At 70.1% G+C, this 24,338-nt stretch carries 17 protein-coding genes; 14 read left to right on the top strand and 3 right to left on the bottom strand.

Annotated features, from left to right (window positions below):
- The 7 genes from JKV81_RS01385 to JKV81_RS01355 form a co-directional block, all read left to right on the top strand.
- The coding region (locus JKV81_RS01385; RefSeq protein ID WP_202074762.1) for an Rne/Rng family ribonuclease at positions 1 to 3,954 on the top strand (3,954 nt) is incomplete at its 5' end.
- Between the two features lie 330 nt (positions 3,955 to 4,284).
- Positions 4,285 to 5,403, top strand: a complete 1,119-nt coding sequence (locus tag JKV81_RS01380; protein WP_202074761.1) for a DegT/DnrJ/EryC1/StrS family aminotransferase — start codon at positions 4,285 to 4,287, stop codon at positions 5,401 to 5,403.
- Positions 5,400 to 6,422: a Gfo/Idh/MocA family protein gene (locus tag JKV81_RS01375; RefSeq protein ID WP_124276510.1), complete on the top strand. Its 1,023-nt coding sequence runs from the start codon at positions 5,400 to 5,402 to the stop codon at positions 6,420 to 6,422. Before JKV81_RS01380 ends, JKV81_RS01375 begins: the two co-directional genes overlap by 4 nt.
- Positions 6,412 to 7,995 carry a glycosyltransferase family 4 protein gene (locus JKV81_RS01370; protein ID WP_129262921.1) on the top strand — a complete coding sequence of 528 codons (1,584 nt, stop codon included), beginning with the start codon at positions 6,412 to 6,414 and terminating at the stop codon, positions 7,993 to 7,995. Before JKV81_RS01375 ends, JKV81_RS01370 begins: the two co-directional genes overlap by 11 nt.
- On the top strand, positions 7,992 to 9,623 hold the full coding sequence (locus JKV81_RS01365) for a glycosyltransferase family 2 protein (RefSeq protein WP_129262919.1): 1,632 nt from the start codon (positions 7,992 to 7,994) through the stop codon (positions 9,621 to 9,623). Before JKV81_RS01370 ends, JKV81_RS01365 begins: the two co-directional genes overlap by 4 nt.
- Positions 9,620 to 10,903 carry a nucleotide sugar dehydrogenase gene (locus tag JKV81_RS01360; protein WP_129262917.1) on the top strand — a complete coding sequence of 428 codons (1,284 nt, stop codon included), beginning with the start codon at positions 9,620 to 9,622 and terminating at the stop codon, positions 10,901 to 10,903. The genes JKV81_RS01365 and JKV81_RS01360 overlap by 4 nt, the downstream gene beginning before the upstream one ends.
- A gap of 67 nt (positions 10,904 to 10,970) precedes the next feature.
- Positions 10,971 to 12,485 carry a glycosyltransferase family 4 protein gene (locus tag JKV81_RS01355; RefSeq protein ID WP_129262915.1) on the top strand — a complete coding sequence of 505 codons (1,515 nt, stop codon included), beginning with the start codon at positions 10,971 to 10,973 and terminating at the stop codon, positions 12,483 to 12,485.
- Positions 12,486 to 12,545: 60 nt separating this feature from the next.
- Here the strand turns inward: JKV81_RS01355 and wecB are convergent, their stop codons facing one another.
- The 3 genes from wecB to JKV81_RS01340 form a co-directional block, all read right to left on the bottom strand.
- On the bottom strand, positions 12,546 to 13,643 hold the full coding sequence (gene wecB, locus JKV81_RS01350; protein ID WP_202074760.1) for a non-hydrolyzing UDP-N-acetylglucosamine 2-epimerase: 1,098 nt from the start codon (positions 13,641 to 13,643) through the stop codon (positions 12,546 to 12,548).
- Complete coding sequence (locus tag JKV81_RS01345; protein WP_202074759.1) at positions 13,640 to 14,845, bottom strand: acyltransferase family protein; 1,206 nt, start codon at positions 14,843 to 14,845, stop codon at positions 13,640 to 13,642. The genes wecB and JKV81_RS01345 overlap by 4 nt, the downstream gene beginning before the upstream one ends.
- Positions 14,846 to 14,926: 81 nt before the next feature.
- Positions 14,927 to 15,529, bottom strand: coding sequence for an acyltransferase (locus JKV81_RS01340; RefSeq protein WP_129262909.1), 603 nt, complete (start codon positions 15,527 to 15,529; stop codon positions 14,927 to 14,929).
- Between the two features lie 230 nt (positions 15,530 to 15,759).
- Between JKV81_RS01340 and JKV81_RS01335 the strand changes: the two genes are divergently transcribed.
- The 7 genes from JKV81_RS01335 to JKV81_RS01305 all read left to right on the top strand — a co-directional run bounded on the left by JKV81_RS01335 (position 15,760) and on the right by JKV81_RS01305 (position 24,318).
- Entirely contained in the window at positions 15,760 to 16,158 is a 399-nt protein-coding gene (locus JKV81_RS01335; RefSeq protein WP_129262906.1) for a peptidase inhibitor family I36 protein, read from the top strand.
- 272 nt (positions 16,159 to 16,430) lie between these two features.
- Positions 16,431 to 16,751: a 50S ribosomal protein L21 gene (gene rplU, locus JKV81_RS01330; RefSeq protein ID WP_018551604.1), complete on the top strand. Its 321-nt coding sequence runs from the start codon at positions 16,431 to 16,433 to the stop codon at positions 16,749 to 16,751.
- Positions 16,752 to 16,765: 14 nt separating this feature from the next.
- Positions 16,766 to 17,023 carry a 50S ribosomal protein L27 gene (rpmA, locus tag JKV81_RS01325; protein WP_014045902.1) on the top strand — a complete coding sequence of 86 codons (258 nt, stop codon included), beginning with the start codon at positions 16,766 to 16,768 and terminating at the stop codon, positions 17,021 to 17,023.
- Positions 17,024 to 17,164: 141 nt separating this feature from the next.
- Positions 17,165 to 18,616 (top strand): GTPase ObgE, encoded by a 1,452-nt coding sequence (gene obgE / locus JKV81_RS01320; protein WP_124276519.1) that lies wholly within the window; start codon positions 17,165 to 17,167, stop codon positions 18,614 to 18,616.
- A 354-nt stretch (positions 18,617 to 18,970) separates the two neighbouring features.
- Entirely contained in the window at positions 18,971 to 20,470 is a 1,500-nt protein-coding gene (locus JKV81_RS01315; RefSeq protein ID WP_099172540.1) for a bifunctional cytidylyltransferase/SDR family oxidoreductase, read from the top strand.
- A gap of 136 nt (positions 20,471 to 20,606) precedes the next feature.
- Positions 20,607 to 22,799, top strand: a complete 2,193-nt coding sequence (locus JKV81_RS01310) for a hypothetical protein (protein ID WP_202074758.1) — start codon at positions 20,607 to 20,609, stop codon at positions 22,797 to 22,799.
- Between the two features lie 292 nt (positions 22,800 to 23,091).
- Positions 23,092 to 24,318 carry a glycosyltransferase family 2 protein gene (locus JKV81_RS01305; protein ID WP_202074757.1) on the top strand — a complete coding sequence of 409 codons (1,227 nt, stop codon included), beginning with the start codon at positions 23,092 to 23,094 and terminating at the stop codon, positions 24,316 to 24,318.
- The last annotated feature ends 20 nt before the right edge of the window (positions 24,319 to 24,338 follow it).

The raw sequence follows: 24,338 nt of genomic DNA, 5'->3' as shown, positions 1-24,338 counted from the left end.
CGTAAGGCGACCGCTCCGGCGGGTGCGCCGCAGGCCGCCGAGGCCGTGGAGCCCGTCGCCGAGGCCGAGCCGGTCGAGGAGGAAGAGGCCGAGGAGACCGCCGAGACCGCCGTCGCCGAGACCCCCGCCGAGGCCGCTCCGTCGCGCCCCCGTCGCCGTGCGGTCCGTAAGGCCACCGCTCCGGCGGGCGCCCCCCAGCAGGCCGAGGCCGTCGCCCAGGAGCCCGCCGCCGAGCCGGTGAAGGCCACCGAGCCCGCCGCCGAAGCCGCCGGGAGCCCGGCCGAGCCCGCCGCGGCGCCGCGAGGCCGCGCCCGTCGCCGCGCGTCGGCTCCGGCCGGTACGCCGCAGGGCGCGCAGACCGGCGCCCCGGCCGAGATCGTGGCCGAACCGGCCGCCGAGGCCGCGGAGCCCGCCCGTACCGAGGAGACCGTCGAGGCGCCTGCCGCCGAGACCGCCGCCCCGGCGCGTGGCCGTCGCCGCGCCTCCCGTAAGGCATCGGCCCCGGCCGGTTCGCCGCAGCCCGTCGAGGAGGCCGCCGAGGCGGTCGCCGAGACGGGTGAGGCGCTCCCCGCCGCAGTGGCCGAGGAGCTCGCCTCCGAGACCGAGCAGGTCGAGGAAGCCGCGCCGCGAGGCCGCCAGCGCCGCCGGGCCACCGCCGCCGCGGGCCGTCCCGAGTTCACCGGGAAGACCGAGGAGCCCGCCCGCAAGGGCCGCCGCGCGACGCGCCCCGCCGTGGCCGTGTTCCAGGCCCCGGTCTTCGCCGAGCCGATGTTCCAGACCCCGGAGACCGCTGCCGCCGCCGCTGCCGCCGCGGGTTCCACCCCGGCCCACGACGAGAGCGACGACTTCGAGGATCAGAAGTCCTCGGAGCGTACGGACCGCGCCGAGCGCTCGGACCGCGCGTCGCGCAAGGCCGAGGGCATGCAGGCCGCCGAGGCCTCCGCCGCCGCCGAGACCGCCGAGTCCGCGCCCCAGGGCGGCTCGCGCCGTCGCCGCCGCCGTCGTGGCGAGGCCGTCGAGACCGAGCCGGCCGCGACGCCGGTCACGCTTCCGGCCGAGCAGCCCGCCGAGGCCGCCGCCCCCGCCGAGGACGAGCACGAGCCCGAGTCCGGGGCGGACGCCGAGCACGAGGGCGACGACACGGACGAGTACGGCGACCGGCCCTCCCGCCGCCGCCGTCGCGGTGGCCGTCGCCGCCGTCGCGGTGAGGCCAACGACACGGACGACGCGGAGCAGCAGGACGACGCCTCCGCGGACCGTTCCGAGGACGAGCAGCAGGCACAGGACGACGAGGACGAGGACGAGCACGAGTCCTCCTCCGGCTCCAGCAGCAGCCGTCGCCGTCGCCGCCGTCGCCGCCGTAGCGGGGACGCCTCCGGCGAGGACACGGGCACGGGCGCCGACGACCCGGAGCGCACGGTCGTCAAGGTCCGCGAGCCCCGGAAGAAGGAGGCCGAGCGCGAGCCCGGCACCGGCTTCGACGAGGTCCAGTCCATCAAGGGCTCGACCCGTATGGAGGCCAAGAAGCAGCGCCGCCGCGAGGGGCGTGAGCAGGGCCGCCGTCGTGTGCCGATCATCACCGAGGCCGAGTTCCTGGCCCGCCGTGAGGCCGTCGAGCGCGTCATGGTCGTCCGCCAGAGCGGCGAGCGCACCCAGATCGGCGTCCTCGAGGACAACGTGCTCGTCGAGCACTACGTCAACAAGGAGCAGGCCACCAGCTACGTCGGCAACGTCTACCTGGGCAAGGTGCAGAACGTCCTGCCGTCCATGGAGGCCGCCTTCGTCGACATCGGCAAGGGCCGCAACGCAGTCCTGTACGCCGGCGAGGTCAACTTCGAGGCGCTCGGCATGGCCCACGGGCCGCGCCGCATCGAGACCGCCCTCAAGTCCGGCCAGTCCGTCCTCGTCCAGGTGACGAAGGACCCGATCGGCCACAAGGGCGCCCGCCTGACCAGCCAGGTCTCGCTGCCCGGCCGCTACCTGGTCTACGTGCCCGAGGGCTCGATGACCGGGATCAGCCGCAAGCTGCCCGACACCGAGCGCGCCCGGCTGAAGACCATCCTCAAGAAGATCGTCCCCGAGGACGCGGGCGTCATCGTGCGCACCGCCGCCGAGGGCGCGAGCGAGGACGAGCTCCGCCGCGACGTCGAGCGGCTGCAGGGCCAGTGGGAAGAGATCCAGAAGAAGTCGAAGAACACCAGCAGCTCCAACGCGCCGACGCTGCTCTACGGCGAGCCGGACATGACCGTCCGGGTCGTCCGCGACATCTTCAACGAGGACTTCTCGAAGGTGATCGTCAGCGGTGACGACGCCTGGGAGACCATCCACGGCTACGTCTCGCACGTGGCTCCGGACCTCAGCGACCGGCTGTCGCGCTGGACGTCCGAGGTCGACGTCTTCGCGACGTACCGCATCGACGAGCAGCTGATGAAGGCGCTGGACCGCAAGGTCTACCTGCCGAGCGGCGGTTCGCTGGTGATCGACAAGACCGAGGCGATGGTCGTCGTCGACGTCAACACCGGCAAGTTCACCGGCCAGGGCGGAAACCTCGAGGAGACCGTCACCAAGAACAACCTGGAGGCGGCCGAGGAGATCGTGCGTCAGCTGCGGCTGCGCGACCTCGGTGGCATCGTCGTCGTCGACTTCATCGACATGGTGCTGGAGTCCAACCGGGATCTGGTGCTGCGGCGTCTGCTGGAGTGCCTGGGCCGCGACCGTACGAAGCACCAGGTCGCCGAGGTCACCTCGCTGGGCCTGGTCCAGATGACCCGTAAGCGGGTGGGCCAGGGTCTGCTGGAGTCCTTCTCCGAGACCTGTGTCCACTGCAACGGGCGCGGCGTGATCGTCCACATGGAGCAGCCCACGGCGGCCGGTGGCGGCGGTGGCAAGCGGTCCAAGAAGCGCGGCCGCGGCGGCGCCGGGCACGAGCACGAGCACGGCCAGGAGCACGAGCACGCCGAGCAGCACGCCGAGGCCGAGGTGGAGACCGAGGCCGAGGTGGCCGCCGAGGTCGCCGCCCCGGTGGCGCTGCCCGAGCCGGAGTTCGTCGCCGACGAGGAGCTGTACAGCAGCCCGGCGGAGGCCGAGGCGGCTGCGTCGCGCGGCCGTGGCCGCCGGCGCGCGACCCGTAAGGTCACGGCTCCGGCCGGCGCTCCCGCCCCGGTGGCCGAGACCGCCCCTGCGGCTCCGGCTGCCCCGGCACCTTCGGCCGATTCGGCGCCTTCGGCTGCTTCGGCTGCCGAGGAGAAGCGGCAGCCCGAGCCGGTGGCCGAGACCCCGGTGGAGGCTCCCGCCGCCCCCGAGGCCGAGGCCGCACCCCCGGCCCGTACGCGTCGCAGGGCGACCCGGAAGGCGACCGCCCCGGCGGGATCGCCCAAGCAGGCCGACGTGACGCCGCCGGTCCAGCCGGCCGAGCCCGCGGCGGAGCCCGTCGCGGCCGAGGACCCGGTGGTCGAGGCATCGGCGCCCGCTTCCCCGGACAAGGCGAAGGCCTCCGCGGAGAAGGCACCCTCGGAGAAGGCGCCCGAGGCCCCGGCGGCTGACGAGGAGTCCGCTCCCGCCGCCCCGCCGCGTGCCCGTCGCCGTGCGACCCGTAAGGCCACCGCTCCGGCGGGGTCACCGGCCGGAGCCGAAGAGGCAGCGGTCGTCGTGGTTGCGGACGCCGGGTCCGACACGCCCGGTGCCTCCGGCGCCGAGCCCGTCGCCGCGTCCGGCACCGAGGAGTCGGAAGCCCCGGTGAAGAAGGCCGCGGCGCGGAAGACGGCGAAGAAGGCCACGGCCAAGAAGGCCGCCGCCCCCAAGAAGGCGGCAGCCAAGACGGCCGCGAAGAAGACCACCGCGAAGAAGACGACGACGAAGAAGGCGGCGTCGAAGAAGACAGTCGCCGCCGAGCAGTCGTCGCCTTCCGTGACGGCCTCGACGTCGTCGGCCGACTCGGGAACGACCGCCGAATGAGCATTCCGTAACCGGTTGTTCATCGATCCGTGTCCCGCCCCGAAGACTTCGGGGCGGGACACGTGCTTTGTTTCAGAACTGATGCACGAGCCGGTTAACAGGCCCGAAATCACCTGAGAAATCCCTGATAATGTGACGGCGGTCGCTGCCTGTGAAGTTCCTGGAAAGGAACTACGGTCGGTGACCGACCCGGTTCAGGACCGACCGGGTCCAGTTTCCTCGGTAGGGCGTCGGCAATCTGCCGGTGGGGTTATGCGCGGCCTCGTGAGACGTCCCGCACCCCGGACCTCTGCCTGTGAAGAGCTCTTGCGGTGTTCAAGGAGGACGTCCATGACGAGCATCAACGAGCAGCCGATTCCTGCTGCCCGCCCGGTCATCGGTGAAGAGGAGATCGAGGCCGCGGTACGCGTGCTGCGCAGCGGTCGCGTCGTGCAGGGCCCGGAGGTCGCGGCCTTCGAGGAGGGCTTCTCCGAGCTGGTCGACGGCCGCCACTGCGTCGCCGTCAACTCCGGTACCTCCGCTCTGCACATGCTCCTGCTCGCTCTCGGTATCGGCCCGGGTGACGAGGTGATCGTCCCGTCGTTCTCGTTCGCCGCCTCCGCCAACGCCGTCCGACTCGTCGGCGCCGACGTGGTGTTCGCCGACATCGAGCCCGGCAGCTACGGCCTGGACCCGGCCGCCGTCGAAGCGGCCGTCACGCCGCGCACGGCCGCGATCATGCCGGTGCACCTCTACGGTCACCCGGCGGCGATGGACAAGCTCATGCCCATTGCGCGGAAGCACAAACTCGCCGTCGTCGAGGACGCGTGCCAGGCGCACGCCGCGGCCCTGAACGGCACCCCCGTCGGAGCGTTCGGCGAAGGCGGAACGTTCAGCTTCTACCCGACGAAGAACATGCACTCCCTCGAGGGCGGCATGGTCACCACGGCCGACGCCGAACTCGCCCGCACCCTGCGCCTCCTGCGCAACCAGGGCATGGAGCAGCGGTACGCCAACGAGATCGTCGGCGCCAACATGCGCATGACGGACGTGGCCGCCGCCGTCGGCCGCGTACAGCTCACCAAGATCGGTGGGTGGACCGAGCAGCGCCGCGCCAACGCCGCGTACCTCGACGCGCACATCACCGCCCCGAACGTGACGGTGCCGCCGGTCGCCGAGGGCGCCCGCCACGTCTACCACCAGTACACGATCCGAATGCAGGGCGACCGTGAGGCCGCGATGGCCAAGCTCACCGAGGCGGGCATCGGAAACGCCGTCTACTACCCGACCCCGATCCACCGGCTGAAGCCGTACTGGGAGCCGGACCAGAAGGCCGGCCGGAACTGGGACCTGCCGGAGACCGAGCGTGCGGCCGCCGAGGTCGTGTCGCTTCCCGTCCACCCGTCGCTCGGCGAGGGCGACCTCGCCCGCATCGCCGACGCGGTGAACGCACTGGGGGAGAGCCTGTGAGCACCGCCGTACTGAAGGCCGGCCTCGTCGGCCTCGGTTCCATGGGGCGCCACCACGCCCGGGTCCTCGCCGGTCTCGAAGGCGTGGAGCTGGTCGGCGTCGTCGACCCGATGGGCGACAAGAACGGCTGGGCGCAGGGCGCCCCCGTCCTGTCGACCGTCGAGGAACTCATCGCGCTCGGCGTCGACTACGCGGTCGTGGCCTGCCCGACCGCCCTGCACGAAGAGGTCGGCCTCCAGCTGGCCGACGCGGGCGTCTGCGCCCTGATCGAGAAGCCGCTGGCCGACACCGTCGAGGGCGCCCGCCGCCTCGTCGAGGCCTTCGAGTCGCGCGGCCTGGTGGCCGGCGTCGGCCACATCGAGCGCTGCAACCCGGCCCTGCGCTCGCTGCGCAGCCGCCTGGAGGCCGGCGAGCTCGGCGACGTCTTCCAGGTCGTCACCCGCCGCCAGGGTCCCTTCCCCCACCGCATCGCCGACGTCGGTGTGGTCAAGGACCTCGCCACGCACGACATCGACCTCACGGGCTGGGTCACCGGCCAGACGTACACCTCGATCGCGGCCCACACCGTCTCCAAGTCGGGCCGCCCGCACGAGGACATGGTCTCCGCGGTGGGCCAGCTCTCCGACGGCACCATGGTCAACCACCTGGTCAACTGGCTGAGCCCGCTCAAGGAGCGCTTCACCTCGGTCACGGGCGAGCGCGGCTGCTACATCGCCGACACCCTCACCGCCGACCTGACGTTCCACTCGAACGCGGCGGTGACCACCGAGTGGGAGGCGCTGCGCGCGTTCCGCGGGGTCTCCGAGGGCGACATGATCCGCTACGCGATCCCGAAGCGCGAGCCGCTGCTCGTCGAGCACGAGCTCTTCAGGGACGCGGTGCGGGGCGAGTCGGCCGATATCTGCACATTGCGGCAGGGGCTGCGTACCGTTGAGGTGGCAGCTTCGGTTCTGGAATCGGCCCGGATCGGCCGAACGATTGTTCTTGAGACAGGAGAGCCCGCTCATCATGGCGGTTGACAGTTCGGTGGCGGGGGCGCAGCGCAGCTCCCGTGGCAAGATCGTCATGCTGGTCGACAACGGCGTGAACGGTGACTCGCGCGTCCAGAAGGAGGCCCGTTCCGCGGCCGCAGCCGGCTGGGACGTGGTTCTGCTGGGCAAGTCGCCGACGAAGAAGGAGCAGTCCTGGCAGCTCGGTGACGCCGAGGTGCGGCTCCTGCACGTCCCGACCCCGATGCACCGCAGGCGGCACGAGTACCGACGCGCCGTGCTGAGGGCGCCGCTCGCCTACAGGCCGGGCCCGCTGGCCGCCTACCGCAGGCAGCGGATGAAGGCCTGGCGGAACGAGCTGAACATCCAGCTCATCGAGGCGGGACGGAAGAGGTCGGCCGTCCGCAAGCTCAAGCTGATGCCCCCGCGGATCGTCGCGCGGGTCATGACCAAGTGGGTCGGTCTGCGCGTGAAGCAGACGAACGCCCTCGAGCAGCGCCGCAAGGACATGCAGTCCCCGCTGGACCGCTTCACGACGGCCTTCTGGCTGCGCACGATGGGGGACCGCGCCTGGCGCCGGCTCGACCCGGCGCTGTGGGACATGGAACTCGCGTACGGCAAGGTCATCGACTCCTTGCAGCCCGACCTGATCCACGCCAACGACTTCCGCATGCTCGGTGTGGGCGCGCGGGCGAAGCTGCGGGCGGGGGCGAAGGGACGCTCGGTCAAGCTCGTCTGGGACGCCCACGAGTTCCTTCCGGGGATCAAGCCGTGGAATCCGCACCCGCGGTGGCACGTCGCCCAGTGCGCCTACGAGCGTGAGTTCTCGCAGTACGCGGACGCCGTGACGACCGTTTCCGAGACCCTCGCCGACATGCTGGCCGACCGGCACGGCCTCAAGGCCAAGCCCGAGGTCGTACTGAACGCGCCGGACGCGGAGATCTCCCCCGAGCAGGCCGCCGAGCCCGTACCGGACCTGCGCGAGCTGTGCGGGATCGGCGCGGATGTGCCGCTGGCCGTCTACAGCGGTGCCGCCGCCCCGCAGCGCGGACTCGACATCATGGTCGAGTCGCTGCCGCACCTGCCCGGCACACACGTGGCGTTCGTCGTGCTGCGGCCCACGTCGGAATACATGAACCAGCTGACCGCGCGGGCCGTGGAGCTCGGTGTGTCCGACCGGCTGCACATCCTTCCGTACGTGCCGCACTACCAGGTCGTCCCGTTCCTGGCCTCGGCCGACGCCGGTGTGATCCCGATCCACCACTGGCCGAACCACGAGATCGCCCTGATCACCAAGTTCTTCGAGTACTCGCACGCCCGCCTCCCGTTCGTCGTCAGCGACGTCAAGACGATGGGCGAGATGGTCGCGCAGACCGGACAGGGCGAAGTGTTCAAGGCCGAGGACGTGGCGGACTACGTCCGAGCGGTCAAGGCCGTGCTCGCCGACCCCAAGAAGTACCGCGACGTCTACGACTCCGAGGGGCTGCTCGACGAGTGGACCTGGGAGGCGCAGGCGGAGGTGCTCGACGGCGTCTACACCCGCGTACTCGGCGGAGGCACCCACACCAAGGCCGCCGCGCCAGTTGCGCAGGTGGTGGCATGAGCGGACGACCTGATGCCACCGTCGTCGTAGCCGTCTACAACACGATGCCCTACCTGACGGAGTGTCTGAACTCGCTCGTCGGGCAGAGCATCGGCCTCGACCGCCTGGAGGTCGTGGCGGTCGACGACGGATCGACGGACGGCAGCAGCGCCGAGCTCGACCGGTTCGCAGAGCGTTACCCCGGCACGGTCAAGGTCGTCCATCAGGCCAATTCGGGCGGCCCCGCGGCGCCCAGCAACAGGGCCCTGGACCTGGCCACCGGCCGGTTCGTGTACTTCATAGGTTCCGACGACTACCTGGGCGAGGAAGCCCTGGAGCGGATGGTGGCCTACGCGGACGAGCACGAGTCCGACGTGGTCATCGGCAAGATGGTCGGGACCAACGGCCGGTACGTGCATCAGAAGCTGTACAAGGAGAACGACCCGGATATCAGCCTCTACCGGTCGAGCCTGCCCTTCACGCTGGCGAACACCAAGCTCTTCCGCCGTGAACTGGTGGAGAAGCACAGGCTGCGTTTCCCCGAGGACCTGCCGGTCGGCAGCGATCAGCCGTTCACGATCGAGGCGTGCGTCCGGGCCCGGAAGATCTCGGTCCTCTCCGACTACACCTTCTACTACGCGGTGAAGCGCGGCGACGCCAGCAACATCACCTACCGGGCCGATCACCTGTCCCGGCTGCGCTGCACCAGCGCGATCATGAAGCACGCCGCTTCGCTCGTGGAGGCGGGTCCCGACCGGGACGCGCTCTTCAAGCGGCACTTCACCTGGGAGCTCGCCAAGCTCATACAGGACGATTTCCCGGCACTCGACGCCGCCACGCGGCACGAGGTGTGCGCGGGGATCGCCGTCCTCGCGGACGAGTACCTCACCGACGAGCTCCGGGACTCCCTGGACGTCAAGCGCCGGGTACGGATCTGCCTCGCACAGGCGGGTGCCGTCGACGAGCTGGTCCGGGCCATCACCGAGGAGGCGGAGCACGGAGCCCCGCCGTTCCATCTCGAGGACGGCAGGGCCTTCGCGGCGTACCCCGGCTTCCGCGACAAGGCGCTCGGACTGCCCGACCGCGTCTACGAACTGGTCGGCGAAGCCGTCCCCGGGCGGCTGGCGCAGGGGACGAAGCTCGTCGCGGCGGAATGGGACCAGGCCGGCGACGACCTGACCCTGGTGCTCACGGCCAGGGTGGGTGTCCTCGGTGACACCGGCTCCCTGACCGTGCGTCTGGCCAAGGGCGCCATGCCCAAGAGTGCGGACAAGCCCGGCGCGCGCCGCCTGCCGTCCGGCCATGAACTCTCCGCGCCGACGGGGGAGTTCAGCCGCACCCTGGCGGAGGACGGCAGGGCGACGACCGTACGCGCCCGGATCCCGGTCCACGCCGTGAAGTCGAAGCTCGGCGTCCGTGTGTACGTGGACGTGGCGGGCTCGACGTACGAGATCCCGGTGAAGACCGGCGGAATGCCGCTTCCCCTGGCCCGCCGCTGGCGGCAGGCCGTCCCGTACAGGGTGGCGGCGAACCAGAACCCCAAGGGCCGGCTCGTCATCACGACGGCGCCCCTGTGGGAGACCAAGACCGGTGCGGGCAAGCGGCTGCGCCACATGCTGTCCAGGCTGAAGAGGAAAGTAATCCGATGAACATCTGTGTAGTCGCGCTCGGCAAGATCGGCCTTCCGCTCGCCGTGCAGTTCGCGGCCAAGGGCCACAAGGTCGTGGGCGCGGACGTCAACGAGAAGGTCGTCGAGCTGGTCAACGCGGCCACCGAGCCGTTCCCCGGTGAGCACGACCTGGACGTCAAGCTCAAGGAGACCGTGGGCGCGGGCCTCCTCTCCGCGACCACGGACACGACGGCCGCGGTCGCCGCGTCCGACGCCGTCGTGGTCGTCGTCCCGCTGTTCGTGGACGCAGAGGGCACCCCGGACTTCGGCTGGATGGACTCGGCGACGAAGGCGATCGCCGCGGGCCTGAAGCCCGGCACCCTCGTCAGCTACGAGACCACCCTGCCCGTGGGCACCACCCGCACCCGCTGGGCGCCCATGCTCGCCGAGGGCTCCGGCCTGACCCCGGGCGTGGACTTCCACCTCGTCTTCTCCCCGGAGCGCGTCCTCACCGGCCGTGTCTTCGCCGACCTGCGCCGCTACCCCAAGCTCGTCGGCGGCATCGACGAGGCCTCCACCCGGCGCGGTGTCGAGTTCTACGAGGCCGTGCTCGACTTCGACGACCGCGAGGACCTGCCGCGCCCGAACGGCGTCTGGGACCTCGGCACGGCGGAGGCCTCCGAGCTCGCCAAGCTCGCCGAGACCACCTACCGCGACGTCAACATCGGTCTGGCCAACCAGTTCGCCCGGTTCGCCGACCAGAACGACATCGACGTCAAGAAGGTCATCGAGGCCTGCAACAGCCAGCCCTACAGCCACATCCACCAGCCCGGCATCGCCGTCGGCGGCCACTGCATCCCGATCTACCCGCGGATGTACCTGTGGAACGACCCGGAGGCCACCGTCGTGCGCTCGGCCCGTGAGGCCAACGCCGCGATGCCCGAGTACGCCGTCGACCTGCTGGCCGCCGCCTACGGCGACCTGGACGGCGTCGGGGTCCTGGTGCTGGGCGCCGCCTACCGCGGTGGCGTCAAGGAGACGGCCTTCTCCGGCGTCTTCGGCGTCGTGGAGGCACTGAAGGCGCGCGGCGCGGTGCCGTTCGTCTCGGACCCGATGTACACGGCGGACGAGCTGACCGCGCACGGCCTCGTGCCGCACGAGGGCCAGACAGTCACCGCCGCGATCCTCCAGGCCGACCACGCCGAGTACCGCGAGCTGGCCGCCACCGACCTGCCGGACGTCCGCGTCCTGGTCGACGGCCGTCGTACGACCGACCCGGCCAACTGGGCGGGCGTACGCCGCGTCGTCATCGGCGGCTGACCGCTGCCGGCGCCTTCTCCGATGGGAAAATGAAGTGACTGCTGTGAAGCGCCCAGGGCGCGTGGTCATGCTTGTGGACAACACGATCGACGGCGACTCCCGGGTTCAGAAGAGTGCCCGGGCGATGGCCGAAGCCGGTTGGGAAGTCCACCTGCTGGGGAAGGCGCCGGCGACAGGTGGGGACGAGTACCTCATAGGCCCCGCCCGGGCGCTACGCATTCCGCTGAAGCACCTCGTTGCCAGGAAGACGCTGCGGCTCCGGCTCCACAGGCTGCGCTACCCGCTTGCGTACGCCGCGAAGAACCGGATCGAGTTCAAGCAGAACCAGATCGAGGTCGACACCGCCGAACTTCTGGTGGGCAGCATCGGTGACGCCGCCCGCACGGGGATCTCCCGCAAGCGCCCTACCGGACGCAGGGTGCCGCACGGGGTGCAGAGGGTGGCCGCCAAGGCCCGTCGTACGTGGATCGCCGCACGGTCCAAGCAGACCCCGGCCGCGCTCGATGCCAGGGTGAAGCACGACGGCATGCTCGAGAACATCGAGGCCGCGTTCTGGAGCGCGGTCATGGGCGACCGGGCCTGGCGCCGACTGGACCCGCTTCCGTTCCGGTACGAGATCAGCTTCAGCGCCGAGCTGGACCGGCTCAAGCCCGATCTCATCCATGCCCACGACTTCCGCATGCTCGGGGTGGCCGCACGCTACGTCGCCCGGGCCCGCCGGGGAGGGCGGAACATCCGTTTCGTCTACGACGCCCATGAGTTCGTGCCAGGTCTCAACGCTCCTGGGAAGAAGTGGCTGACGGCCCAGATCGCCTACGAGCGCGAGCACATCGGATACGCGGACGCTGTGGTCACCGTCTCACCGGCGCTGGCCGAGATGCTGGAGGAATCGCACGGTCTGACCGAGCGGCCCGACGTCACGCTGAACGCCCCGCCCAAGCTTGTCCCGAGCCAACGAGGCGCGTGGGCCACGGAGAGCGGTGCCAAGCATGTGCGGGAGGCCTGTGGGCTGGACGACGCGACTCCGCTCGCCGTCTACTGCGGTGCGGCCGGTCCCCAGCGTGGCCTGCACACCGTTGTCGAGTCCCTGCAGTACGCGGGTGATCTGCACGCCGCCTTCGTGATCAACAACCTCGACGGCGCGTATGTGAACTCCCTGCGCACACTGGCGGCCGGCCTGGGGGTCTCGGACCGTGTCCACCTCATGCCGTACGTGCCCTATGACGTCCTCGTGGGCTTTCTGTCCACCGCGGACGTCGGCATCCATCCTTTGCGTAAGGGCCCCGTCAACCACGAGGTAGCCCTGAGCACGAAGTTCTTCGAGTTCATGCAGGCCAGGCTGCCCGTGGTGGTCAGTGACGTGAAGGCCATGTCCGACGAGGTCACCAGGGTCGGGAACGGCGAGGTCTTCCGGTCGGAGGACAGCAAGGACCTGGCCAGGGCCCTGAACCTCGTGCTCGGAGCCCGCGAGAGGTACGCCGAACCGTACGAGCGCCCCGGCATGCTGGACGAGTGGAGCTGGGAAGTCCAGACCCAGAAGTATGTCGCTCTGTACGAGCGGTTGCTGAGCGACCTGGTCTGAGCAACGCCGAAACGCTGCAGGGGCCGCCCGGTGAGGGCGGCCCCTGCAGCGTTTTCCGGATCAGGTACGGCCGTCGAGGGCCTGCTCCATCAGCTCCACGACGCGTACGGCGGCCGTGCCGTTGCCGTAGGGAGCACCATGTGGCGCCCTCGGTGCGGGGCGGGTCGCGACAGCGGCCCATGCGTCGGCGGCCAGCTCGTGCGGATCGGCGACCAGCTGATTCCACCCGTCCTCGAGGGTCTCGACCCATTCCGTCTCCGGCCGGACAGTGGTGCATACACGGTCCAGCAGGAATGCCTCCTTCTGCAGACCGCCGGAGTCGGTGACCACACCGCTGGATGCCAGCACTGCGGCCACGAGCCCGGCGTACGGAAGCGGGCGGCCGACACGGATGGAGCCCTGCGCCAGGTCGATGCCGTGCTGACCGGCGCGCGCCACCAGGCGGGGATGCGCCAGCAGGGCCACCGGCACCGGCAGCCCGGCCAGTGCCGTCACGATGGCGGACAGCCGTTCCGGGTCGTCCGTGTTGTCCGGCCGGTGCAGAGTGGCCAGCAGGAACGGGCCGTCAGGATCGATCCCCTCGGGCAGCGACGGGGCCGGGTGCCGTCCGGCCAGCACGGCATCACGGATACGCAGACAGATGTCGACCATCACATCGCCCGCCAGTCTCGCCCGGTGGGCGAGGCCCTCGTTGGTCAGATGCCGCATGGCTTCGGCGGTGGGCGCCAGGAGGAGGTCCGCGCAGTGGTCGGTGAGGACCCGGTTGTGTTCTTCCGGCATCCGGCGGTTGAAGGAGCGGAGACCGGCCTCGAGATGGGCCACCGGGAGATGCTGCTTGACGGCGGAAAGCGCCCCCGCCAGAGTCGAGTTGGTGTCGCCGTACACCAGCACCCAGTCGGGTTTCTCAGCGGCGAGTACAGGATCGAGAGCCGTGAGAACGGACCCGGTCTGTGCCCCGTGGCTCCCGGAACCCACGCCCAGATGTACATCCGGGTCAGGTATGCCGAGCCCGGAGAAGAAGACGTCCGAGAGATCCGCGTCGTAGTGCTGCCCGGTGTGGACGATGGCGTGCTGATGGCCGGTACCGGCGAACGCGGCGGCCACGGCCGCCAGTTTCACCAGCTGGGGACGGGCGCCGACGATGCTGACGACTTTCATTGCACACTCTTCTTCTCGGGGCCCGGCAGAGCTGGGGCCGACGCGTTCGGTTCGGCGGTCCTGCCGGCGTCCGGTTCCGGTGCAACAGCCGGCCCGGCGCGGCGGGCGCCACCCGGTCCCGCGCGGCGCAGTACGCGTTCCAGCGGGTGTTCCACCCAGTGGTAGGCCGCTGCCGCAATGGCGAGACTGATGGCCAGCGCCAGCAGCCAGATCTTCACGATCCCGATCTGCGTGTCAGGGCGGCCCAGCCAGCCGATGAGGGATCGGATCACGATCTCGTGGAACAGGTACCAGGCGAAGGACCAGTGGCCGAGGCGGATCGACCAGGGCCCCGAGAACCCGGTCCGGCGGCCTTTCAGGTCGGCGGAGGCGGCCGCCGCGACCAGCAGCGCGAAGAGCGGTGCCGAGAGCAGATGCGAGGCACTGTACGGGCTGTACCAGAGGCTGTCGGGGACAGCCCGTGACCAGGGCACCAGCGCGATGTGCCCGGCGACGACCAGAGCGACCGCGACCGGCAGACCGACCGGGGGCCGCCAACCGCGCTTGACCGCCAGGCCGGCCACCACACCCAGCACGAACTGGAGGGTGCGGGTCGGGGGGAAGTAGTCGAGGGCCCAGACGCGCACCGTCGGATCCGTGAACAGCGATCCCGACGCCCAGACGGCGACGGGGGCGACGCACAGCGCTACCGCACACCACGTCCTTCCGCGCGGCGAGCGCAGCAGAGGCAGCATCAGCAGCAGCGGGAAGATCAGATAGAACCAGGCCTCATCACTGAGCGACCAGGCCGCCGGGTTGCCGCCCACGCGGTACTCACGGCCCGGCGCCCACGAGTTGACGAGCCCCAGGGTCGCGACCACGCCCTTGAGGGAGACGTCCGTCCCCAGAACGCGCCATGCCGCCACGGACGCGGCGATGGAAACGGCCATCAGCGGCCAGATCCGCGCGAAGCGCCGCCAGAGGAAGACGGCCGCGGGCACGGTCTTCCCGTCGTACGTCCATGCCAGCACGAAGCCGGAGAGGACGAAGAAGAAGGTCACGCCGGTGCGCCCGTACCAGGTGACGTCGCTGATCCAGGGAAGCTTCCCCGTCTGCCGTGACAGGTGGTACAGGACGACGACGAGAGCGGCCCAGAAACGCAGACCGGTGAGTGAGGCAAGCCGGTCGCGCGTGTCCGGACCGGTTATCCGGCTGGCCGGCATGGAGGTCACCAATCTCGGGTGTGGACGGGGGAGCGGCCCCTCAGTGGGCGCTCCCCGGAAGGGACTGGACGCCGTACGGACTCAGCCCGCGCGCTCGGTGAGGACGCCGTCCTTCTCGTCGTGCAGCGCGCCCGTCTGCGGGCACTCCCACACGCCCGGCTCGCCCTCACGCTCGACGAGCTTGACGCCGCTGCGGCCCACCCAGCCGATCCGGCGGGCCGGTACGCCGACGACCAGGCCGAAGTCGGGGACGTCCTTGGTCACCACGGCGCCGGCCGCGACCATGGCCCAGCGGCCGATCCGTACGGGGGCGACACATACGGAGCGTGCGCCGAGGGACGCGCCCTCGGCGACCTTCACGCCCACGGCCTCCCAGTCGCCGCCGCGCTTCTGCTTGCCCTCGGGGTCGACGGAGCGCGGGTTGTGGTCGTTGGTGAGCACCACGGCCGGGCCCACGAAGACACCGTCGCCGAGCTCGGCCGGCTCGTAGACCAGGGCGTAGTTCTGCAGCTTGACGTTGTTGCCGATCTGTACGCCGGTTCCCACGTACGCCCCGCGGCCGATCACGCAGCCCTCGCCGAGCCGGGCACCCTCGCGGATCTGTGCCAGCTCCCAGACGCTGCTGCCGTCGCCGATCTCGGCGCTGTCGTCGACCTGGGCAGTTGGCTGGACTCTGTAGGTCACTTGCAGCACCTTTCGGGGAGCGGATCAGGGGAAAGCATACGATCCCCCGAACCGGGTCCTTACGTGAGCGGTACACATCACCTCGGCACCCTCCCTGCAGCCCTCTCCGGCGAGATCGAGCCAGTTGTGCGCGGACGGGATGCGGAAGCTGGGAGTCCTCACGCGGGTGGTCATAGGTTCGCGCGGTACACGCGGCGCACAGCGCACCTCGTATCGACGAAGGGCTCACCATGGCTTGGATCCGTAAGGCGACTCTTGCGGTCAGCGGGATGGCGATGGCGGTCGGCGCTCTCGGCGCCACCGCGGCACCCGCGGCGGCGGTGGGCGGCTGCCCGGCAGGGAAGCTCTGCCTGTACGACTTCATCAACTACAAGGGTCTCGCTCTGACTTCGACGAGCACCAAGGCCTGCTTCATCCTGTCGGCGAGTCCGAGCTACATGAGTGACATCGGGTCGTACGTGAACAACCTGCCGGTGAACGCGGCCGTCTGGGAGTGGAGGGCGGGCACCCGGTACACGCTCGTCGGCACGATCGGGCCCGGCAAGTTCAGCAGCAACGCGGGCAGCAACTTCGGGGTCAACGGGGCCGTGTGTATGGGCGGACTGGATCCGGACGAGTACTTCGGCTGAGTGCGGCTCCGGCGGCGCGGGAGCGCTCGGAACGGAGTGCCGGTGACCGGCGGCGGGTGTCCGGCGGGGGAGCGCCGCACCCGGTTTGACCCCCCGCTCCCCGCCCCGTAATCTTGACCCTCGGCGTGTTTCTGTGCGCCTACCCCCTGAGCACATCCCTCCCGGTGATCCGTCCCCGGGGGAGGCCGCTCATCCTTCCGGACTGTCGTGGGCCCCGGCCCGCGCGGGCGGCTGGCATCAGGGGATCCGTTCCGAGTGAGAGAGAGATCCGCGTGTACGCCATCGTGCGCAGCGGTGGTCGCCAGCACAAGGTTGCTGTCGGCGACATCGTTGAGGTTGACAAGATTCCCACCGCCAAGGTTGGCGACACGGTCGAGCTCTCGACCCTGCTCGTTGTCGACGGCGACGCCGTGACCAGCGACCCCTGGGTTCTGGACGGCATCAAGGTCCAGGCCGAGATCGTGGACCACCACAAGGGCGCGAAGATCGACATCCTTCGCTACAAGAACAAGACGGGTTACCGCCGTCGCCAGGGTCACCGCCAGCAGTACACGGCGATCAAGGTCACCGGTATCCCCGCGGCTGCGAAGTAAGGGACTGAGGAGACATGGCACACAAGAAGGGCGCATCGTCCACTCGGAACGGGCGCGATTCCAATGCTCAGCGGCTCGGCGTGAAGCGCTTCGGCGGTCAGGCCGTCAACGCCGGTGAGATCCTGGTCCGCCAGCGCGGCACCCACTTCCACCCGGGCACGGGCGTCGGCCGTGGCGGCGACGACACGCTGTTCGCGCTGACCGCCGGTGCGGTGGAGTTCGGTACGCACCGTGGCCGCAAGGTCGTGAACATCGTTCCCGTCGCTGCCTGAGTCAGGCACCGGCTGAACGACACAGCACCTTCCGAGGGCGGATCTCAGCTTTCCCGGTAACCGGGGAAGCGGGTCCGCCCTCGGCGCGTTACGTCAAGAGACATTCCCGTATTTTTCCGTAGTACCTGGAGGCACCCACCCATGACCACCTTCGTGGACCGCGTCGAGCTGCATGCCGCCGCGGGTAACGGAGGCCACGGCGTGGCCTCCGTACACCGTGAGAAGTTCAAGCCGCTGGGCGGCCCCGACGGGGGCAACGGCGGGCGCGGCGGCGATGTGATCCTCGTCGTCGAGCAGTCCGTCACCACGCTGCTGGACTACCACCACCACCCCCACCGCAAGGCCACGAACGGCCAGCCCGGTGCCGGTGACAACCGCTCCGGCAAGGACGGCACGGACCTCGTGCTGCCCGTCCCGGACGGCACCGTCGTCCTCGACAAGGCCGGCAACGTCCTGGCGGACCTCGTCGGCCAAGGCACCACCTTCGTCGCGGGCCAGGGTGGCCGCGGCGGCCTCGGCAACGCCGCGCTGGCCTCGGCCCGCCGCAAGGCGCCCGGCTTCGCGCTGCTCGGTGAGCCGGGGGAGAGCCGGGACATCGTCCTGGAGCTCAAGACCGTCGCCGACGTCGCGCTCGTGGGTTACCCGAGCGCGGGCAAGTCCTCGCTGATCTCGGTGCTCTCCGCCGCCAAGCCGAAGATCGCGGACTACCCGTTCACCACCCTCGTCCCCAACCTGGGCGTCGTCACCGCCGGCTCGACCGTCTACACCATCGCCGACGTCCCGGGGCTCATCCCGGGCGCCAGCCAGGGCAAGGGCCTCGGCCTGGAGTTCCTGCGGCACGTCGAGCGCTGCTCCGTCCTGGTGCACGTCCTGGACACCGCGACGCTGGAGTCGGACCGCGACCCGGTCTCCGACCTCGACATGATCGAGGAGGAGCTGCGGCTGTACGGCGGCCTCGAGAACCGCCCGCGCATCGTCGCCCTCAACAAGGTCGACATCCCGGACGGCCAGGACCTCGCCGACATGATCCGCCCCGACCTGGAGGCACGCGGCTACCGCGTCTTCGAGGTCTCGGCCATCGCGCACAAGGGCCTCAACGAGCTCTCGTACGCCCTCGCCGGGATCATCGCCGAGGCGCGGGCCACGAAGCCCAAGGAGGAGTCGACCCGGATCGTCATCCGGCCCAAGGCCGTCGACGACGCCGGTTTCACGGTGACCGTGGAGGACGACGGCATCTACCGCGTGCGTGGCGAGAAGCCCGAGCGCTGGATCCGTCAGACCGACTTCAACAACGACGAGGCCGTCGGCTACCTCGCGGACCGGCTCAACCGCCTCGGCGTCGAGGACGAGCTCCGCAAGGCGGGTGCCCAGGCCGGCGACGGCGTGGCCATCGGTGCCGAGGACAACGCGGTCGTCTTCGACTGGGAGCCGACCATGGCCGCCGGCGCCGAGATGCTGGGCCGCCGTGGCGAGGACCACCGCCTCGAGGCGCCGCGCCCCGCCGCGCAGCGCCGTCGCGAGCGCGACTCCGAGCGTGACGACGCGCAGCGCGAGTACGACCAGTTCGACCCCATGGACGGGCAGGGCTTCTAGCCACCCCGCGCCGGGTACCCCGTACGGCGGGGTACCCGGCGCCGGTCCGCTCCGGAGAGGGATGGAGAGGGATCCGGCCCCGGACACGCCACCGGAAACACACCGGACACACCCCGGATTCACAGAGAATGGCCAGGTAGAGGGCGGTGCGGGGACCGGTGATGTGCGGATTGCGTAACACGTCTGTGGAGTCTGTCACTCCGGGTACGGGCCCCCAGGGCTCAATCTGCCTGGCCAGACGGTGAACTGCGGGTTTCCCACGGGCGAGCGCCGGTAAACGTCCGCCTTGCGAGACGGTCACGGAGAGTGCGACCATCACACTGTTCCCCCCTGTCATCGCAAGGTAGGTCGTCTGTGTCTGTGCCGCATGAAGCCAAGCCCCGGACCACAGCGGTCGTGCTCGCCGGTGGGACCGGCCAGCGTGTGGGACTGTCGATCCCCAAGCAGCTGCTGAAGATCGCCGGTAAGGCAGTCATCGAGCACACGCTGAGCATCTTCCAGAACGCCGAGAGCATCGACGACGTCATCGTCCTGATGGCGCCCGGCTTCGTGCCGGACGTCGAGAAGATCGTGGCCAAGGCCGGGCTCACCAAGGTCATCAAGATCATCGAGGGTGGCAACACCCGGAACGAGACCACCGAGCGCGCCATCGCGGCCCTCGGCGAGGGGCTCGCGGAGGGCGAGGACCGTAACGTCCTCTTCCATGACGCGGTCCGTCCTCTCCTGTCACAGCGCGTCATCAAGGACTGCGTCGACGCCCTCGACCGCTACCAGGCGGTCGACGTCGCCATCCCGTCCGCCGACACGATCATCGTGACCCGGACCCACGGCGAGGACGGCGAGTTCATCACCGACGTCCCGGACCGGTCCCGGCTGCGCCGCGGCCAGACGCCGCAGGCCTTCAAGCTGTCCACGATCCGCAAGGCGTACGAGGTCGCGGCCGGCGACCCGAACTTCCAGGCCACCGACGACTGCTCGGTCGTCCTGCGGTACCTCCCCGACGTGCCGATCTACGTGGTCGCGGGCGACGAGTACAACATGAAGGTGACCCAGCCGGTCGACGTCTTCATCACGGACAAGCTCTTCCAGCTGGCCTCCACCGCGGCCCCCCGCCAGGCCGACGAGGCCGCCTACCGCGACCTGCTCTCGGGCAAGACCCTGGTGGTCTTCGGCGGTTCGTACGGCATCGGTGCCGACATCGCCACGCTGGCCGAGCAGTACGGCGCCAGCGTCTACGCGCTGGGCCGCTCCACCACCGGCACGCACGTCGAGAACCCGGAGCACATCGACGACGCGCTTTCCAAGGCGTACGCCGAGACCGGCCGCATCGACTACGTGATCAACACCGCGGGTGTGCTGCGCATCGGCAAGCTGGCGGAGACGGACAACACGACGATCCAGGAAGCCCTGAACGTCAACTACCTGGCGCCCGTGCAGATCGCCCGCGCCTCGTACAAGTACCTGGCGGAGACCCAGGGCCAGCTGCTGCTGTACACCTCCAGCAGCTACACCCGGGGCCGCGCCGAGTACAGCCTCTACTCCTCCACCAAGGCCGCGATGGTGAACCTCACGCAGGCGCTGGCCGACGAGTGGGCGGGCGAGGGCATCAGGGTCAACTGCGTGAACCCGGAGCGCACCGCGACCCCCATGCGGACCAAGGCGTTCGGCCAGGAGCCCGAGGGTTCGCTGCTCTCCTCCGAGGCCGTGGCGCGCACCTCGCTGGACGTCCTCCTGTCCGCGATGACGGGCCACGTCATCGATGTACGGCAGCAGGACCCGACCCGCGACGTCACCGAGGCCTCGGGCTTCGAGCAGGCGCTGGCCTCGGTTCTGGACCGTCAGGAAGATGTGTAATAATTCTTGACAAATGTACTTTTACGGGCCTCTGAGCTCACCGAAAGGTGAACGCAGAGGCCCGAGTGCGTGAAGCCGCACCTTCACATTTCCCTCTATACGTGAAACAACCGGCACCCCCTGGAGCAGGTTCTTCGTGATTTCGACAGCCATTCGCCTGGCCCGTGTGGGCAGTCGGTCTGAATTGTCGGCGGCCGTACTGATGACGCTGGGGTACCCCTGCATCCTCATCGCCGCCCTTCTCCCCGACATCTGGTTCTTCGCGGCGGCCACGGCTGTCACGTACGTCGCGGACTGGTATCTGCACCAACGCGGCAGCTACCTGATCAACCGGCTCGGCAAGGTGCGGGCGGGTCTGCCCATCCGCTTCCTGCTCCGCCAGCTGATGATCATCCTGCTGCTGGCCCGGCTGGACCTCGCGGAGGAGCCGCTCTTCTACGCGGCGGTCGCGTGCTTCCTCCTCTTCTACGGTCTGCAGGCCCCCCACGGCGCGCTGACGACACTGATCCGGCTGCGCCGCAGCCTGCCGATCGTCACCCGGAACGTGGACCTGCACGCCGTCCGCATCCCCGACGCCCCGCCGCGCGCGCTGCTGCACCGTTCCAGCGAGAAGATGCTCCACCTCGACCTCCCCGCGGTCGTGGGTGTCCTGATCGCCGCGGGCACGGGCGAGGACCTCGCCGGGTACATCGGCGCCGGTGTGACGCTGCTGCTGGCCGTCGGCTACAACGCCCTGCTCATCCCGTACCTGCGCCGTAGCCGGCGCGCCCCGTCGGCCCCCGCCGTGCTGAAGGCGCTGGACACCTGGCTCGGTGAGTACCAGCCGACCGTGGTGCTCTACTTCTCCGGCTCCAACGAGTCCGCCTACCAGGGCAACATGTGGCTCGACACCATGGCCGCCGTCGAGGGACGCCCGCTGATCGTCATGCGTGAGCGGAACCTCGTCGCACAGCTCGCGGACACCTCCGTGCCCGTGGTCTGCGTACCCGCCGGCACCCACCTGATGAACCTGGACCTCTCCACGGTCCGTGTGTGCCTGTATCCGGCGAACGTCGGCAAGAACATCCACATGCTGCGCGTCCCGACCATGAAGCACGTCTTCATCGGCCACGGCGACAGCGACAAGCTGGCCAGCGTCAACCCGTACTCCAAGGTGTACGACGAGGTGTGGACGGCCGGCCGTGCGGGCCGCGACCGCTACGCCCTGGCCGACGTCGGCATCCGCGACGAGGACATTGTCGAGGTGGGGCGGCCTCAGCTGGCGCCCATCCAGAGCTGGACCGGCACCACGAGGAACCCGATCCCGACGGTGCTGTACGCCCCGACCTGGGAGGGCTGGGACGACAACCCGGGCAACACCTCGCTGCTGCTGGCCGGCGAGAACATCGTGCGCCGGCTGCTGAAGGCGGACAGCCCGGTCCGCGTCATCTACAAGCCGCACCCCTTCACCGGGATCCGCAGCGCCAAGGCCAAGGCCGTCAACGCCCGGATCAAGGCCATGGTCGCCAAGGCCGCGCAGGACCGCGCCGCCGACCCGCGCTGGGTGAAGGAGGCCTCGGCCGCCGGCGCCGCGCAGAGCGCCGCCAAGGCGGAGCTGGCCCGGATAGAGGCCCGTCTGGCCGAGCTGGCGAAGCCCGGCCGCGCCGGGGGCGACGAGTCCGAGGAGTCCAGGGTCGCGCTGGCCGACCCGGCCCGCCAGGCCGAGATCGCCACCCTGCGGGCCGAGTGGAACGACGCCTACTGGCGTTCCTTCGGCTGGTGGGAGCACCGGACGGTGACCGGTTCGCAGCCGAAGCTGTACGACTGCTTCAACCAGTCCGACGCCATGGTCTCGGACATCTCCAGCGTCGTCTCCGACTTCATCGCGAGCGGCAAGCCGTACGCCGTCACCGATTCGGCCGAGCTCGGCGCCGACGAGTTCAAGCGCCAGAACACCGCCGTACGGGCGGCCGTCATCCTCTCCAACAGCGCGGCGGAGATCGACGAGCTGCTGCGGGCCGTCGCCGATCCGGCGGCCGACACGCTGGCCGAGGCCCGGCACGAGCTGAAGAGCTACCTGCTGGGTCCCGACGAGCCCACCTCCATGGAGCAGTTCAACGCCGCCGTGCTGGCGCTCGCCGCCAAGGCGGAGGCCCGTAACGCGGGCGTCGCCCAGCGCGTGGGCGAGCAGGCGCCCGCACCGCTGCCCGACCCCGAGTCGGCGTCCAGCGGCGCCGGGGACGGGGCGGCCGAGATCGTCGCCGAGGCCGAGGCCGCCGTCGACCCGGACGTGCCGACCACGCCCGAGGCCGACGCGGAGATCGGCGCCGGTCCCTCGCCGATCCGCTGAACCGCCGGCTGAACCGCCCGCTGTACCGCCCGTCGAACCGCAGGATGTCCGTCCGGTGACAGAACGTAACGGAAATGGCCTGATGTGGGGTGACTTCCGGGTGTAATCCGGCTGTCATTCAGTTGTTCGAAAGTCGTCCGGTTCGAGACGCAACCTGACCAACGGTCCGTCCGTCTCCTCCTCAGGGAGGGGAACGTACGGGCCGTTCGGCGTGTCCGTGCAGGGAACGGGGCACATACCGTCGTTCCATCGTTTCTCCTGATTGATACGTTTATGCGTGAACCGGGGAGAGATGAGCAGCACCGCACCAGATGTGACCGTCATCATCGGCGCCTACGAGGCGATGCCGTACCTGATCCGTTGCCTGGAATCCGTCGAGGCGCAGACGCTTCCGGCCGGGCGCATGGAGATCGTGGCCGTCGACGACGGGTCCACCGACGGCACGGGGGAGTACCTGGAGGAGTTCGCCGCCAGGACCGCCATCGAGATGCGTGTCGTCCGCCAGGAGAACTCCGGCGGCCCCAGCGGCCCGCGCAACGTGGGGCTCGGTCTCGCCCGCGGCCGGTACGTCTTCTTCCTCGACGCGGACGACTACTTCGGCGAGGAGGCCCTGGAGCGGATGGTCGCGATGGGCGACCGCGCCGGCACGGACGTGGTGCTCGGGAAGGTCGTCGGCGTCAACCGCGGTGCGGCCAAGTCGATGTGGAAGGAGACGGTCGAGCGGGCCGACCTCTTCACCTCGAACATCAAGTTCACCCTGAGCGCGCAGAAGCTGTTCCGGCGTGACCTGCTGGTGCGGCTCGGCATGCGGTTCGACGAGGAGCTCAAGACGGGTGAGGACGCGCTCTTCACCATGGAGGCCTACCTGCGGGGCAACGGTGTCTCCGTCGTGGCCGACTACACCTGCTACTACCTCGTGGGCCGGGACGACGGCAAGCACGTGACGAAGAGCGGCAGTTACGTGCTGCGGTTCGACTCGGCGCGGGCGCTGATGTCACTGATCGCCACCCACGTCCCGCCGGGTCCGAAGCGGGACGTCCTGATGGTCCGTCCGTTCGTCATCACCCTGCTCCCGCAGTTCGGCCCGGCGCTGCTCCGGCAGTCCGACGAGGTGCGGCAGGAGAAGATGAGGCTGGCGGCACCGCTGCTGGAGACGTACTGGTCACCGGGGCTCGCCCGCCGCCTCAAGGTCAACGAGCGGCTCCGGCTGCTCTGCATCGCCAAGGACAGGCTCGACCTGCTCCTGGACATCCTGCAGTTCGTACGGGACAAGAAGGAACCCCGTGCGGTCCGCAAGGGCCTCAGGGGCAGGCTGTACCTGGTCTACCCCCACTTCGGCGAGGGGGTGCTGCCCCTGTCGGCGTACGAGCTCACCGTGCGTGAGTGGGTCGGCCGCAAGCGCATCGACGTGCCGGGGCCCCAGTCCGCCGCCGCCTTCCTGCGGCGGCTGGCGGGCAAGGCGCGCAGGACGGCCCGGTCCGCCGGCCTGCACATGCCGCGCCGCGCCCACAAGGTCTGAGGCGGGCGCGGCGTGGCAAG

The organism is Streptomyces silvae (genome assembly GCF_016745505.1).
Classification (GTDB): domain Bacteria; phylum Actinomycetota; class Actinomycetes; order Streptomycetales; family Streptomycetaceae; genus Streptomyces; species Streptomyces silvae.
The sequence above is the reverse complement of the archived record's forward strand: the minus strand, read 5'-3'. Positions and strand labels throughout refer to the sequence as shown.